The 14,656-nt window shown below is 64.8% G+C and carries 11 protein-coding genes; 6 read left to right on the top strand and 5 right to left on the bottom strand.

Going from position 1 to position 14,656, the window contains the following annotated elements; translation table 11 throughout:
• Positions 1–11 precede the first annotated feature (11 nt).
• Positions 12–2,261, top strand: coding sequence for a carboxy terminal-processing peptidase (locus AC3G2C_RS06360; RefSeq protein WP_488383788.1), 2,250 nt, complete (start codon positions 12–14; stop codon positions 2,259–2,261).
• Between the two features lie 151 nt (positions 2,262–2,412).
• Positions 2,413–2,616, top strand: a complete 204-nt coding sequence (locus AC3G2C_RS06365) for a hypothetical protein (RefSeq protein ID WP_488383789.1) — start codon at positions 2,413–2,415, stop codon at positions 2,614–2,616.
• Between the two features lie 154 nt (positions 2,617–2,770).
• Here AC3G2C_RS06365 and AC3G2C_RS06370 read toward each other — a convergent pair whose 3' ends face one another.
• Positions 2,771–4,513 (bottom strand): M1 family metallopeptidase, encoded by a 1,743-nt coding sequence (locus tag AC3G2C_RS06370; RefSeq protein ID WP_488383790.1) that lies wholly within the window; start codon positions 4,511–4,513, stop codon positions 2,771–2,773.
• 166 nt (positions 4,514–4,679) lie between these two features.
• On the opposite strand from AC3G2C_RS06370, the gene AC3G2C_RS06375 reads away from it, so the two are divergent.
• The gene (locus AC3G2C_RS06375) at positions 4,680–5,285 is read left to right on the top strand and encodes a DUF4126 domain-containing protein (RefSeq protein ID WP_488383791.1); all 606 of its coding nucleotides are present in this window, start codon (positions 4,680–4,682) and stop codon (positions 5,283–5,285) included.
• Positions 5,286–5,347: 62 nt separating this feature from the next.
• Here the strand turns inward: AC3G2C_RS06375 and AC3G2C_RS06380 are convergent, their stop codons facing one another.
• From AC3G2C_RS06380 to AC3G2C_RS06395, 4 genes are all read right to left on the bottom strand, one after another.
• Positions 5,348–6,727 carry a leucyl aminopeptidase family protein gene (locus tag AC3G2C_RS06380; protein ID WP_488383792.1) on the bottom strand — a complete coding sequence of 460 codons (1,380 nt, stop codon included), beginning with the start codon at positions 6,725–6,727 and terminating at the stop codon, positions 5,348–5,350.
• A gap of 121 nt (positions 6,728–6,848) precedes the next feature.
• Positions 6,849–7,541 (bottom strand): HAD family hydrolase, encoded by a 693-nt coding sequence (locus AC3G2C_RS06385; protein WP_488383793.1) that lies wholly within the window; start codon positions 7,539–7,541, stop codon positions 6,849–6,851.
• 14 nt (positions 7,542–7,555) lie between these two features.
• Positions 7,556–8,779 carry a LysM peptidoglycan-binding domain-containing protein gene (locus tag AC3G2C_RS06390; RefSeq protein ID WP_488383794.1) on the bottom strand — a complete coding sequence of 408 codons (1,224 nt, stop codon included), beginning with the start codon at positions 8,777–8,779 and terminating at the stop codon, positions 7,556–7,558.
• A 249-nt stretch (positions 8,780–9,028) separates the two neighbouring features.
• Entirely contained in the window at positions 9,029–10,399 is a 1,371-nt protein-coding gene (locus AC3G2C_RS06395; RefSeq protein ID WP_488383795.1) for a Do family serine endopeptidase, read from the bottom strand.
• 350 nt (positions 10,400–10,749) lie between these two features.
• Between AC3G2C_RS06395 and AC3G2C_RS06400 the strand changes: the two genes are divergently transcribed.
• From AC3G2C_RS06400 to AC3G2C_RS06410, 3 genes are all read left to right on the top strand, one after another.
• A complete protein-coding gene (locus tag AC3G2C_RS06400) occupies positions 10,750–12,897 on the top strand; it encodes an adenosylcobalamin-dependent ribonucleoside-diphosphate reductase (protein WP_488383796.1) in 2,148 nt (715 codons plus the stop codon).
• Positions 12,898–12,937: 40 nt separating this feature from the next.
• Positions 12,938–13,612 carry a histidine biosynthesis protein HisIE gene (locus AC3G2C_RS06405; RefSeq protein WP_488383797.1) on the top strand — a complete coding sequence of 225 codons (675 nt, stop codon included), beginning with the start codon at positions 12,938–12,940 and terminating at the stop codon, positions 13,610–13,612.
• A 240-nt stretch (positions 13,613–13,852) separates the two neighbouring features.
• Entirely contained in the window at positions 13,853–14,584 is a 732-nt protein-coding gene (locus tag AC3G2C_RS06410) for a TSCPD domain-containing protein (protein WP_488383798.1), read from the top strand.
• Positions 14,585–14,656 lie beyond the last annotated feature (72 nt).

Raw genomic sequence — 14,656 nt, forward strand, 5'->3', positions numbered from 1 at the left:
ACCGAGACCCTATGAAACTGCGCCCCTCGCTTGCTCTACTGCTTGCTCTTGCCGTCACCGGCGTCGGTGTCCACGCGCAGTCCGCCGCCGATCTCGCCGGCGACAAGGCGCCGCGCAAGTTCTCCACGCTGCCGCTGACGCCCACCAACACGCAGGGGCAGGCCGCGCAGCTTTCCGCGCGCTTCCTCACCCGTTTCCACTACGACGCGCAGCCGCTCGACGATGCGATGTCGCAGAAGATCTACAAGGCGTACTTGGACAGCCTCGACGGTGAAAAGGTGTTCTTCACCCAGGCTGATCTCGCCAAGTTCGCCCCGCTGAAGACGCAATTCGACGATGCCATCTGGAACCAGGATCTCTCCGGTCCGTTCTCGATGTTCAACTTCTACGTCACTCGCGCCATCGATCGCATGAACTATGCGCGCGGCCTGCTCAAGCAGGGCTTCGACTTTAACACCAGCGAAACCTACAACTACGATCGCAAGAAGGCCGACTGGCCCAAGGATCAGGCCGAGCTGGATACGCTGTGGCGCCAGCGCACCATGAACGACTGGTTGCGCCTCAAGCTTGCCGGCAAGCCCGACGACGAGATCCGCAAGACGCTCGACAAGCGCTATGCCGGTTACATCGACCGCGTGAAGCAGCTCGATGGCGAAGATGCCTTCCAGACCTTCATGAACGCCTATGCCGAATCCACCGATCCGCACACCGATTACCTCGGCCCCCGTGCGGCGGAAAACTTCGACATCTCCATGAAGCTGTCGCTGGAAGGCATTGGCGCGGTGCTGCAGGCGCGTGACGAATACACCGCTATCCGCGAGATCGTGCCCGCCGGCCCGGCGGCCAAGTCCGGCAAGGTGCACGTGGGCGACCGCATCGTGGCCATCGGCGAAGGCGACAACGGCCCGATGGTCGACGTGATCGGCTGGCGCCTGGACGATGTGGTCAAACACATCCGCGGCAAGAAGAACACCACGGTGCGCCTTGAGATCCTCCCCGCCGACGCGGGCGTGGATGGCAAGCACGAGATCGTCTCCCTGGTGCGCCAGAAGGTGAGCATCGAAGAGCAGGCGGCCAAGAAGAAGATCATCGACATCAAGGATGCCGGCGTCACCCGCAAGATCGGCGTGATCGACCTGCCCAGCTTCTACTCCGACTTCGGTGCCCGTCGCGACGGCGACAAGAACTTCAAGAGCGCCACGCGCGACGTCGCCAAGCTGCTCGGCGAGCTCAAGGCCGCCGGCGTGGAAGGCGTGGTGATCGACCTGCGCAACAACGGCGGCGGCTCGTTGGCCGAAGCCAACGAACTCACCGGCCTGTTCATCGACCGTGGCCCGGTGGTGCAGGTGCGCGATGCGCGCGGCGAGATCCAGGTGCAGGGCGATGACGATCCGGGCATGTCCTGGAGCGGCCCGATGGCGGTGCTGGTGAATCGTGGTTCGGCGTCGGCCTCGGAGATCTTCGCGGCGGCTATCCAGGATTACGGCCGCGGCCTGATCGTGGGCCAGCCGACCTTCGGCAAGGGCACTGTGCAGAACTTGGTGGATCTGGATCGCTTCACCCGCAGCAACAGCGAGAAGCCGCAGTTCGGCGAGCTGAAGATGACCATCCAGGAATTCTTCCGCATCAACGGCGGCTCCACCCAGCTTAAGGGCGTCACCCCGGATATCCAGTATCCGAAGAATGGCGACGAGAAGGACTTCGGCGAATCCACCTACGACAATGCGCTGCCGTGGACGCAGATTCCGCCGGCCGACTACAAGCCGGTGGCCGACCTGAAGGCGTATCTGGGCCAGCTGCAGAGCAAGCACGACGCGCGCGTGGCCAATGCACCGGGCTGGAAGTTGATGCTCGATGAGCTGGCGCAGTACCGCAAGATGCGCGACAAGACCAGCATCTCGCTCAACTTCGCCCAGCGTCAGGCCGAGCGCAAGGAACAGGACGCCATCCAGGCCGACTTCCGTGCGCGCCACAAGGCCATCGACGGCGATGTGGACGGCGGCGACGACGTGGCGCTGGACGATGGCCTCAACGCCAACGAGCGCAGCCTCAAGAGCGAGCTCAAGCAGGAGAAGGACGCCAAGAAGGCGGCCGACCCGCAGCTCGACGAAACCGCGCACATCCTGTTCGACGCCGTGGGCCTGATCAAGGGCGACGCCAAGCTGGCGGCCGAAGTGCTGCCCTATGGCGGACGCTACTCCGGCACCGCCACCGCGGCGGCCACCACGGACAAGCCAACCCAGCCGGCCACGGCGCACTAAGCCGCAGTGCAAGCTCTCCAAGCCCGCACGTGCCTCAGGCGCGTGCGGGTTTTTTCATGCGCCTCCCACCACGGTCGGACGATTCCGATGGTTTCGCTACCGGCGCCGGCGCAAGCTGACTCCACGTGCTTACCTCAACGTGGAGATGGTCATGGGCATTCTCGATACCCTGGGTGAAGTCGCCGGCGCAGTGGCGGCGGTGGAAGGCGCGGAAAAGCTCGATCCCAACGCGTCGCTGCTAACCAAGGGTCTGGCTGCGGTCGCTGGTTTCAAGGGCGCGGGCGCACTGGAAGAGCTGGTGGGCAAGAAGGAAGGCGAGGGCGAAGCCCCGGACGCCTCCGAGCAGCAAAGCTGAGTTGAACGGGGCACCCCACGGGCAGTTCCTTGGCAGAGGACTGCTCGTGGCGCGGTGTGATCACTGACCTGTAGGAGCGCACCTTGTGCGCACTGCCCCCCAGCGATTCGCCCTCGCTGTTTGTTGCGCGCAGGGTGCGCCCCTACAGGAAGTGCTACTTGGCGGTCTTGGCCCGTTTTTCCGCTTGCTCCTTTCGCCACTGCTGGTACTCGGCGAAATGGGGCTGGTCGCGCAGCAGCTTGCTTCGTGGATCGACGAGCACCAGCGTGCCGGCAGGCGCCTCCACGCTGCCATTGCCGTCGCTCATTGGCAGCTGCACCAGCTGCGTGCCGACTTGTACCTCCACCGGCATCGGGAACGGCTTGTCGTGTGGCACCCGCCAACGCAGGCGCAGTGTGTTGCCATCCTGGCGCGTTTCCAGCGCGGGCAACGCCGACTCGTACAGGTACACATTGAAGAACCAACCCAGGTCGCGGCCGGTCACCTGCTTCACGATGTCGATGTAATCGCGCGTCGTGGCGTAGTGCGGCGTGAAGTTGCCGGGCTTGGGATCGGGGCGGCCGTACACCAGGCGGCGAATACTCTCGAAGAACGCCTGGTCGCCGATCAGCTGTCGCAGGCTGTGCAGCATCAGCGAGCACTTGTAGTAGATGTCGTTGCCCGGGCCATGCTTGGCGTCGTACACCTCATGCTCGAACTGGCTGCGACCCGCCACGATCGGGTAGGCGTTCTTCACCATCGAGCGCTCGTTCTGCAGCATCGAGAAATACGGCATGTCGCCATACAAGTACTGCCCGTACAGCGGCTGCATGTAGGTGCCGAAGCTCTCATGTATCCACATGTCGTCCCAATCGGCGTTGGTCACCTGGTTGCCGAACCACTCGTGGGCGAACTCGTGCTGCAACAGCCAGTCGAAGCCGTACTCGCTGCGCGGGTAGCCATTGCCGTAGGCGTTGATGGTCTGGTGCTCCATGCCCAGGTGCGGTGTTTCCACCACGCCCATCTTTTCATCGGCGAACGGGTAGGGGCCGATCTCCTGCTCGAAGAAGTCGAGCATGCGCGGGAATTCGCCGAACAGCTGCTTGGCCTGTGCCTCGTGGCCACGCAAGTACCACATCTGCATCGGAATCGTGTTGCCGTAGCGGCTGTGGTAGTCGCCCTTGAGCAGTTCGAACGGGCCGATGTTCAGCGAGATCGCATAGGTGGTGGGGTGCTTGGCGCGCCAGTGGTAGGTGTGCGTGTCGCCGTGTTCCTTGATGTCCACCAGCACGCCGTTGCCGGGCGCGGCCAGGGCCTTGGGCACGGTGATGTAGGTGTCCACCAGGTCCGGCTTGCCCTGCGGATGATCGATGCACGGCCAGAACAGATCGCAGCCTTCGCCTTCTACAGCGGTGGCGATCCACGGTTGGCCGTCTTCAGTGTGGCTCCAGACGAAGCCGCCGTCCCACGGCGCCTTTTGCGCCACGTGCGGCTTGCCGCCGTAGTGGATTTCGACCACCGCCTTGCCGCCCTTGGCGAGCGGCTTGGGCAGCGTGATGCGCAGGCGACCATCGGGATTACTCCACTGCGTGGCGTCCAGCGCCTTGCCATCCACGCTGAGGCGGCTGATGGCGAGGTTGTGGTCAAGGTCCAGCAAGAGCACGTCGGTCGCCTCGCGCGCGGCGAAGGTGAGCTTGGCGCTGGCATCCAGGCTTTGCTGTGCCGGGTTCACGCTGAAATGCAGTTCGGCGTGTTCGAAATGCAGGCGCTGCTGTTCGGCCGGCATCTGCCCGCCGGAACGCGTGGTCTGCTCGCTCAGCGGCGGCTGCGTCGGGACCTTGGCGTCCTCGGCATGCGCGAGGCTGCCGAGCGTGGCGCAGAGGGCAAGGGAAAGCAGGCGCAGGCGTGGCGTGGTCATCAAGCAGATCCGTGGCGTGGGCAAACCCACAGGATGACAGCCACAGGTCAGCCTGTGCATCGCCGAAAGTCATGGTTGGGGTCGCCGAGCGGGTCGCTTGTGGTCAAACGCGCCGCGCGCGCATGCTTGGCAGGGTGCGGTGCGCTCCCTGGTCGAGGAGGTGCGGATGGATACCTTGCAGAACCTGGCGCTGGCGGGCGGGCTGTCCTGGGCCAGCGGCTTTCGTCTCTACGCCACCGTGTTCATCGCCGGCCTGCTGGGCCGCCTGGGTTACGTGCACCTGCCCGATGGCCTGCAACTGCTCACCGACACCTGGGTACTCGTGGTGGCCGGCGTGCTGGCGCTGGGTGAATTCCTGGCCGACAAGGTGCCTGCGTTCGACAGCGTGTGGGATGCCGTGCACACCTTCATTCGCGTGCCGGCGGGCGCGCTGCTGGCCTGGGGCGTGTTTCGCGATGCGGGCGCCGGCACGCAATTCGCCGCCGCGTTGCTGGGCGGCGCGCTGGCTTCGGGCACGCACCTGGCGAAGACGGGCGGCCGTGCCCTGATCAACACCTCGCCCGAGCCTTTCAGCAATTGGGGCGCGAGTGCCGGCGAGGATATTTCCTGGCTGGGCGGCATGTATCTGATGTGGCAGCACCCGGCGGTGTTCCTGGTGCTGCTGGGGATCTTCGTGCTGTTCCTGCTGTGGCTGGTGCCGAAGATCGTGCGTGGCCTGCGTGCGCTGGCGCGCAGGCTGCGGGGTGCGGGCGCGCCCTCCGGGAGTACCTGAGGCGGCGTGAGCTGCGAGCGAAGCGTTCGTCATTCCGGCGCTGGCCGGAATGACGGTTGCGGTCAGCGCGCGTAGCGCTGCTGGAGGAAGGCAAAGAACGCGCGCAGACCCAGCGCCTCGCCGCCGCGCGGGCGGCCGGGGCGATCGGCGTCGTTCCAGGCGTAGGTGTCCAGGTGCAGCCACGGCGTGGACTCGGGCACGAAGCGCTCCAGGTACAGCGCGGCGGTGATGGCGCCGGCGTGGCGCGAGGCGCCCGAGTTGGCCATGTCCGCCAGGTAGCTTTCCAGCATCTTGCGGTAGGGGCGCCACAGCGGCAGGCGCCACAGCGGATCATTCACGGCACGACCGGCATCGAGCACGCGATCGGCCACGTCGTCGCGGTTAGCGAACAGCGCCGGCAGATCCGGGCCCAGCGCAATGCGCGCGGCGCCGGTGAGCGTGGCGAAGTCGATGATCAGCTCGGGCTGTTGCTCGCTGGCGTAGACCAGGGCATCACACAGCACCAGGCGGCCTTCGGCGTCGGTGTTGTCCACTTCCACGGTGATACCGGCGCGGGTGGTGATCACTTCGCCCGGACGCATGGCGGCGCCCGACACGGCGTTCTCCACCGCGGGAATGAGCAGCTGCAGGCGCACCGGCAGCTTGGCCTGCATGATCAGGCCGGCCAGTGCGATCGCGTGCGCGGCGCCGCCCATGTCCTTCTTCATCCAGCGCATGCCGTCGGCCGGCTTGAGATCCAGGCCGCCCGTGTCAAAGCACACGCCCTTGCCGACCACGGCAAGCTTAGGATCGCTGGCCTTGCCCCAGGTGAGTTCGATCAAGCGCGGCGAGCGATGGCTGGCGCGGCCCACGGCGTGGATGGTGGGGAAGTTCGCTTCGAGCAGATCGTCGCCGACCCATTCGCGCACCTTCGCCTTGTGGGTCTTGCCCAATTGCTTCACCGCATCGGCGAGCTGCTTGGGGCCCATGTCTTCGGTGGGCGTGTTCACCAGGTCGCGCACCAGGGTGGTGGCTTCCACCAGCGGAGCGAGTTGCGCGAAGTCGGCCGCGGGGATGGCCAGCTTGGCCGGCGCGCGGCGCGCCTTGCGATAACGGGTGAACTCATAGCCGCCCAGCGCCCAGCCGAGCGCGGCTTGCACGGTGTCCTTGAGCACACCCTCGTCGGCGAGGTGGTAAGTGGCTTCGGGTAGCGTGCGTGCGAGCGAACCGAGCGCGCCCAATGCATCGCTCGCATCCGCGCCCACCAGCACGCGCACCAGCTTGCCGCTTTCATCGGCCACCAATGCATGGGTGCCCGGTGCAGCTTCGAATCCGCTATCGGCCAGCCAGCGACGCTGCGCGGCGGTAAGGCGGCGCTTGGTGGCGGCAAAACGCGTGGTGTCGGTGGTTTCGATGGCGATGCTCTGGCGCTCGCCGGCTTTGCGTTCGATCAGGACAGACATGCAATTCCTTAGCGCGGCGCATGCAAAGGCCGCGATGCCATGGGGATAAGGCTAATGATGCGCGCTTTTGGCGTGCGGGGCGAGGTTGAGCGGTGGTGCCATCACGGCGCCGGTCGGGTGATTAGCCCAGTGCTTCCAGCCAATCCGCCAGCGCGGCCATGTCCCGCACATCCAGGTCGGGCGCCGAGCCCAGTGCTCCCGGCCAGGGATGGCCATGGCGATTGATCCATGCGGTGTGCAGGCCCGCATCACGTGCGCCCACCACATCCAGCTCAGGATCGTCGCCTACGTGGAGGATTTCTTCCGGCGCCACGCCCAAGCGTTCGGCAGCGGCGACGAAGATGCGTGCATCGGGCTTGGCCACGCCGGTGTCGCGCGCACACACGTGGTGCGTGAAATGTGCCTGGATGCCAATGCGCTCCAGGTCGGCGTTGCCATTGGTGAGGCTCACCACCGGCCAGCGTTCGGCAATGCGTTGAAGTGCAGGCAGGCTGTCGGGGTATAGCTCGACGCGGTTGCGCGCCGAGAAATAGATCTCCCACAGCGTTTCCAGCGGCACGTCGTCGATGCCGCAGTGGGCGAAGGCCCGCCGCATGGTGATGTGACGTTGCGTAGTGAAATCGTGGGCGAGGTCGGTGCGCTCGGCGGCGACCTCGGCGCGCAACGCGCGCATGGCGGGAATAGGCCATGCGCGCGCCACGTCGGGATAGTGCTGGCGCAGGTAGGCGTCCAGATCGTGGTCAGCACGCTCCAGGGCCGGCAGTACCGGCCACAGCGTGTCGTCCAGATCCAACGTCAGGGCGCGAATGCGCACGCTGCGCCCCGCGCTCAGTTGCCGCTGACCTGCAGCACCTGATCCAGCTTCAGGGTGTCGTTGGAAAGGTGATTCCAGCTCTTGAGCTGTGCCACGCTCACCGAGTACTTCTGCGCGATGCTGGAGAGCGTGTCGCCCTTGGTGACGGTGTGGGTCTTGGCGTCGGCAGCGTTGCGCGCTTCCATGGCCTGCTTGGCTTCCTGCGTGCGCTCGGAGGTCGGTGCCACGGCGGCGGCCGAAGCGTAGGTCGCGCCCGGTGCGGCTACCGGGGTCGGTGCCGGGGTCGGCTCCTCGACCGGCATCGGGATGTTGTTGGCGGCCAGCAGCTTGGCGCGACGCGCCTGGTCGTTCTCGGCCAACTGCGGTGCGTCGCTATACGGCACCAGCTGATGCTGGCGGGCCAGCGCCTTCACCTGGTCGGTGTGCAGGAACTCCATGAAGGCTTCGATCTGCGCGGCCTTCGGATTGTTGCGGTTGGTCACCAGGTAGAGCGGGGTGTAGAGCAGGTAGCTGCCGTCGGAGACGGTCGCCAGGCTCGGGTGCACGCCTTCCACATTGATCATGCGCACCTTGCTGTTGGTCGCCACGCCGGAGAGCGTGGTCACGCCCAGGGCGTTCGGGTCCAGCGTTACGGCCTCTTCGAGCTTGGCGGTGTTCACGTACAGGCGCGGCGCTGCCACCGGCTGATTGCCGCGACCGAAGATCAGGCGGCGCAGGCTGTACTCCACGCCGTCACCCGGGCTGGCCACGGCGTACAGGTTGATCGGGGCATCCTTGCCGCCCACATCGCGCCAGTTGGTGATCTTGCCGAAGTAGATGTCGTGCAGCTGCTTGGCGGTGAGGTTAGGCACGTTGTTGGACGGATGGGTGATCATCACCAGCGCGTCGAATGCTACCGGGGTAAACACCAGATCGCTCTCGGCGCCGCCCGCGCTGCCGCGCGCACTGCCGGCCACGTCGGCGAGGCCGCGCGACACAGCGTCCAGGCCCGAGGCCGTGTTGAACGGCTGCACGTCGATGCGGCCCTTGCCGCTCTTTTCCCATGCCTTGCTCACATCGTCGACCACGCCACGCGCAGTGGCGTAGTCGCCACGCCAGATCAGGGCGGGAGCTGCGGGCGCGGCAGACTTGGCGGGTGCCTTGGACTTGGTCGTGGTCTTGCCGGCGGCGATGGCGCCGCTGGCGGCGCACGCGCAGAACAGCGCGGCGATGAGGAGGCGGGAAATACGAAGTGACATGGCGGTGAGGAACCCCGAGTAATGATGATGGTGTTCACGAGCCGCCTGGTTCGGGCGCGCGTGCTAAACAGAAAACCGGTGTAACCCGGCTATTTCAGCCAGCTCAGCCACAAACATCAAGCGGATTCATGTGCTTGTGGGCCGCAAAACTGCGATGGCCCACGCGTTGTCGTCACCTTGTTCATCGCCGGTTAGCGAGTCTCAGCCGTCGCTGACCGTCGCAGCTCAACTGCGACGGTCGCGCGGTGCTCATCGCACGTCCACGTAACGCACGCCGTTATCGCCCGATACCACCAGCACGAGCTGGCGCGGATTCACACCCTTGAGCTGCTGCAAAGTGCGCAGGTCTGGCACGCGCAGGTTGCCGATGCCCACGAGAATGTCGCCGTTCTGCAGGCCAGCCAGCGCCGCACGGCTACCGCTGCGCACGCCGGAGATGCCCACGCCTGCGATGCCCTGGCCGCGCTGGCTTTGCGAAAGTTCGCTGAAGGTGACGCCCGCCAAGCGGGCATCCAAGCGGCCGCCATCGAGCGTGGCGAGCTTCTCGGGTGTGAGCTTGGCGCTCACCTCGCGGCTCGCACCGCCGCGTTGCACGGTGAGCTTTACGGTGCTGCCCAGCGGCAGCAGGCCTTCCGCGTTGCGCAGCTCCTGAGCGTTGCGCAGCGGCTTGCCGTCGATGGCGGTGATGACGTCGCCCACTTGGATATCGGCGTTCTCGGCGGCGGTGCCGGGGTTCACCCGCGTTACCACGGCGCCGCTGGTGTTCTTCAGCCCGAGCACCTGGGCGATGCGCGGGGTGATGTCCTGGGTTTCCACGCCAAGGTTGCCGCGATTGACCTTGCCGGTGGTCACCAACTGCTGCATCACCTCGGTGGCCAGGTTGGTGGGGATGGCAAAGCCAATACCCACGTTGCCGCCCGAGGGCGAGAAGATCATGGTGTTGATGCCCACCAGCTCGCCACGCAGGTTCACCAGTGCGCCGCCGGAGTTGCCGGGGTTGATCGAAGCATCGGTCTGAATGAAGTTCTGGTAGCCCGAGCCACCCAGGCCGTTGCGGCCCAGCGCCGACACGATGCCCGAGGTGACCGTTTGGCTCAGCCCGAATGGGTCGCCCACGGCCACCACGAAATCGCCCACGCGCAACTTGGCCGAGTCGGCGACCGGCAGCGCCTGCAAGCCCGTCGCCTGGATCTGCACCACCGCCACGTCGGTATCGGGGTCGGTGCCCACCAGTTTGCCCTTGAAATCGCGGCCGTCCTGCAACGACACCGTGATGTCGTCGGCGCCACCCACCACATGATTGTTGGTGAGGATGTACCCCTTGGCGGCATCCACGATCACGCCCGAACCCAGGCTCTGCTCCACGCGCTGGCGTGGCGAGCCGGACATGCCGAAGAACTGGCGGAAGATCGGATCGTCAAAGAACGGGTCGCGCACCTGCACCCGCGTCTTGGTGGAAATGTTCACCACCGCGGGCGTCACTTTCTCCAGCATCGGCGCCAGCGACGGCATGGGCTGGCCATCCACCGAGGGCGGCAACGCGGCGTGGCTGCTCAGCGGCGCGGCGGCGGCAAGGGCCAGGCACAAGGCGGCGGTTCGGTGGGCTAGGCGGGCAAACATGGAAGCTCCTTTTTCATGACAACTCGGGTCTGGTTCGACTGGGTTTTGCGCTGGCGGTTCCGTCGGCGAATCCTGACGAAATCACTTTACAACCTGACGCCCCGGGGGTAACGTTCACCTCCGTTCGCGACCACAACATCTTGTGTGAATGCGCCGGGCGCAAACCCAAGAGCTGGTGTCACGCGACATCTCTTAGGGGAGAGTTGTCGAAGGTCGGGCAGGGAACGTCCCACGGGGCGAAGGTGCGCTGGCTTCCAACTGCTGCGCTCCTGCCTGACGCGGGCGGCTAAGCCTTCAGAACAAGAAACCAACACGGGGCCGAGAGGCCATACCGGGAGGTCAGGAAGCCGATGAGCACCATGCGTGCACCAGTAGTAAATCGTGATATCGCAGCCATTCCGTTGCAGCCGGCGTCTTACGACATCTGGGATAAGAAATATCGCCTGAAAGCCAAGTCGGGCGACGCGGTCGACGGCAGCGTCGACGAAACCTACCAGCGCGTGGCCCGCGCCCTGTCCGAGGTGGAAGCCACCCCGGAACTGCGCGAGCACTGGTTCGAGCGCTTCCTGTGGGCCCTGCGCCGCGGAGCCATTCCCGCCGGCCGCATCACCTCCAACGCTGGCGCGCTGGAGCACAAGCCGGCCACCTCCACCATCAACTGCACCGTGTCCGGCACCATCCGCGACTCCATGGACGACATCCTGGAGAAGGTGCACGAGGCAGGCCTCACGTTGAAGGCCGGCTGCGGCATCGGCTATGAATTCTCCACGCTGCGCCCGCGCGGCGCGTACGTGTCCGGCGCCGGCGCCTATACCTCCGGCCCGCTGTCCTTCATGGATATCTACGACAAGATGTGCTTCACCGTCTCCTCCGCCGGCGGCCGCCGCGGTGCGCAGATGGGCACGTTCGACGTGAGCCATCCGGACGTGAAGGAATTCATTCGCGCCAAGCGCGAAGACGGTCGCCTGCGCCAGTTCAACCTGTCGCTGCTCATCACCGACGGCTTCATGCAGGCGGTGGAGCACGACCTGGACTGGCCGCTGGTGTTCCCGGTGCACGTCAAGGAACAGACCGAGATCGACCTCAACGACCCCAGCCTGGTCGTGTGGCGCGAGTGGCCCACCCACGAGAACTACGTGGAGCGGGAAGACGGCCTGGTGGCCTGCAAGATCTACGGCCACATTCGCGCCCGCCACCTGTGGGACATGATCATGGTCTCGACGTACGACTACGCCGAGCCCGGTTTCATCCTCATCGATAAGGTCAATGAGATGAACAACAACTGGTGGTGCGAGCACATCCGCGCCACCAACCCCTGCGGCGAGCAGCCGCTGCCGCCCTACGGCTCGTGCCTGCTCGGCTCGGTGAACCTCACCACCTTCGTGCGCGACCCGTTCGGCCCCAAGGCCCGCTTCGACTGGGACGAATACCGCGAAGTGGTGAAGATCTTCACCCGCATGCTCGACAACGTGGTGGAGATCAATGGCCTGCCACTGGAACAGCAGCGCCAGGAGATCCTCTCCAAGCGCCGTCACGGCATGGGCTTCCTGGGCCTGGGCAGCACGCTCACCATGCTCAAGCTGCGCTACGGCACGGCCGACGCGGTGGCCTTTACTGAAGACGTTTCCCGCGAAATGGCCGTGGCCGGCTGGGAGGTCGCCCTCGACCTCGCCAAGGAAAAGGGCCCCGCCCCGGTGCTCGCACGTGACTACACCGTCACCGGCGACATGCTGCGCAAGCGCCCGGAAATGGCCGCCGACGGCTACAAAGTCGGCGACACCATCCCCGGCCGCGTGCTGCACGCCAAGTACAGCCGCTACATGCAGCGCGTGGCCACCGTGGCGCCCAACCTGGTGGCGCAGCTTGCCGAAACCGGTGCCCGCTTCACCCACCACAGCTCCATCGCGCCCACCGGCACCATCTCGCTGTCCCTGGCCAACAACGCCAGCAACGGCATCGAGCCCAGCTTTGCGCACCACTATTCGCGCAACGTGATCCGCGAAGGCCGCAAGACCAAGGAGAAGGTGGAGGTCTATAGCTACGAGCTGCTGGCCTACCGCGCGCTGATCAACGCCGACGCTATGCCCTACAGCGAAGACCCCAAGGCCAAGCTGCCGGAATACTTCGTGGCTGCCGACGACATCACGCCCAAGGAGCACGTGGATATCCAGGCTGCCGCGCAGCTTTGGGTGGATTCCTCCATCTCCAAGACCGCCAACGTCCCCACCGACTACCCTTACGAAGACTTCAAGGACATCTACTTCTACGCCTACAAGCAGGGTTTGAAGGGATGCACCACCTTCCGTTTCAACCCCGCCGCCTTCCAGGGCGTGCTGGTCAAAGAGGCGGATCTGGAGAACACCCTCTACCGCTTCGAATTGGAAGACGGTAGCGTTGTGGAACTGAAAGGCAACGAAGAAGTGGAATACGACGGCGAAACCCATACCGCCGCCAATTTGTTCGATGCCTTGAAGGAAGGGTATTACGGAAAGTTTTAATATAGCCGCCGGTGCCTGATCATCAGGTGCCGGCTCGCTTGTGGAAACGGCACCGTGTACCTACAGGCAAGGCTCCATACAAGTTCCAAAATCCACGTCGGAGGGGATTACACGCATGTCCATTGATACCGAGTTTGATGTGAAAGAAGAAGCCGTGCAGGTCGTAGACGCGCCGGTCGAGGTTGCAGCCGTTGAAGTGCCGGCCGCTGCCGCGCCCAAGAAGGCCCGTGCCAAGAAGAAGTCGGCCCCGGCCAAGAAGGCTGCTCCGGCCAAGAAGGCGGCTGCCAAGAAGACTGCGAAAAAGGCTGCCAAAAAGGCCGCTGGCAAGAAGACCGTGAAGAAGGCTGCCGCCAAGAAGGCCGCCAAGAAGACGGTGAAGAAAGCCGCCGCCAAGAAGGTTGCCAAGAAGGCCGTGAAGAAGGCTGCCGCCAAGAAGGTCGCCAAGAAGGCCGTGAAGAAGGCAGCTGCCAAGAAGGTCGCCAAGAAGGTAGCGAAGAAGGTTGCCAAGAAGGCGGTCAAAAAGGTCGCCAAGAAGGCTGCAAAGAAGGTCAGCAGCAAAAAGACGGTCAAGAAGACCGCGGTAAAGAAGACGGCCAAGAAGGCCGCCGGTAAAAAGACCGCCGCCAAGGCGGTCAAGAGGTCCACTGCCAGCAAGAAGGCAGGCGTGAAGAAGGTCGCGCGCAAGCCGGCCAAGAAAGCCGCCCGCCGTAAGTAAGTTGTAGTCCGGTCCGGCCCGGCGCATTTCGCCGGGCCGGATCGTTTCCGCGACGCGCGCCGCCAAGGCGTCGCTACCAAATCCAAGAACCCCTTTGCGCCGCCATTCCTGCGCAAGCAGGAGTCCAACGCCTTAAGGCTCCACGACCCGGCCCAGCAACCACTCGGTTGTCGAAGAACCTCAAGCCGGGGCACCAGGTTCTGCTAGCGACCCCCAACCAGTCGAAAAGAAGTACATACCATGGCGATCAAGATCGAAAAGAAGATCAAGGGCTACAACGTCGTCAAGCCCGAAGACAAGGCCGCGTCAGCCGTCGCAGCCGCCCCGGTGGCCGCTCCCAAGGAAGCGCCCAAGGCGGAAGTCATCCAGATGCACGAGAGCCTGGAGCGTCCCGATACGCTCATCGGCTCCACCTTCAAGATCAAATCGCCGCTGTTCGAGCACGCGTTGTACGTGACCATCAACGACATCGTGCTCAACGCCGACACCCCGCATGAACAGCGCCGCCCCTTCGAGATCTTCATCAACTCGAAGAACATGGACCACTTCCAGTGGATCGTAGCGCTCACCCGCATCATCTCCGCCGTGTTCCGCAAGGGCGGCGACGTCACCTTCCTGGTGGAAGAAATGAAGGCCGTGTTCGACCCGCGCGGCGGCTACTTCAAGGCTGGCGGCATCTACATGCCCAGCATCGTCGCCGAGATCGGCGCGGTGATCGAACAGCACATGAAGACCATCGGCCTGATCCACGACCCGGAGATGGACGAATCCACCAAGCGCCTCATCGCCGAAAAGCGCGCCGCCTACGAGGCGGCCGCCAATGGCAAGAGCGCGACCACCGAAACCAAGGCCGAATCCACCAACGGCTTCCCGCCCGGCGCCACCCTCTGTGCCAAGTGCAACACCCAGGCACTCGTGCTGTTGGACGGCTGCCAGACTTGCTTGAATTGTGGGTATAGCAAGTGCGGGTAATCGAGGAATATCTCGTTTTAAAAGGGCGGCCTAGTGCCGCCCTTTTGCTTCTTAGTCCTTGGGCACAAGTCC

This window comes from Frateuria sp. sgz306004 (genome assembly GCF_057750885.1).

Bases quoted from the DNA above. Each gene is read 5' to 3' on its own strand.
- AC3G2C_RS06380 (WP_488383792.1), bottom strand. From the start codon at position 6,727: ATGTCTGTCCTGATCGAACGCAAAGCCGGCGAGCGCCAGAGCATCGCC.
- AC3G2C_RS06410 (WP_488383798.1), top strand. From the start codon at position 13,853: ATGGCGATCAAGATCGAAAAGAAGATCAAGGGCTACAACGTCGTCAAG.
- AC3G2C_RS06400 (WP_488383796.1), top strand. From the start codon at position 10,750: ATGAGCACCATGCGTGCACCAGTAGTAAATCGTGATATCGCAGCCATT.
- AC3G2C_RS06375 (WP_488383791.1), top strand. From the start codon at position 4,680: ATGGATACCTTGCAGAACCTGGCGCTGGCGGGCGGGCTGTCCTGGGCC.
- AC3G2C_RS06360 (WP_488383788.1), top strand. From the start codon at position 12: ATGAAACTGCGCCCCTCGCTTGCTCTACTGCTTGCTCTTGCCGTCACC.
- AC3G2C_RS06390 (WP_488383794.1), bottom strand. From the start codon at position 8,779: ATGTCACTTCGTATTTCCCGCCTCCTCATCGCCGCGCTGTTCTGCGCG.
- AC3G2C_RS06365 (WP_488383789.1), top strand. From the start codon at position 2,413: ATGGGCATTCTCGATACCCTGGGTGAAGTCGCCGGCGCAGTGGCGGCG.
- AC3G2C_RS06370 (WP_488383790.1), bottom strand. From the start codon at position 4,513: ATGACCACGCCACGCCTGCGCCTGCTTTCCCTTGCCCTCTGCGCCACG.
- AC3G2C_RS06395 (WP_488383795.1), bottom strand. From the start codon at position 10,399: ATGTTTGCCCGCCTAGCCCACCGAACCGCCGCCTTGTGCCTGGCCCTT.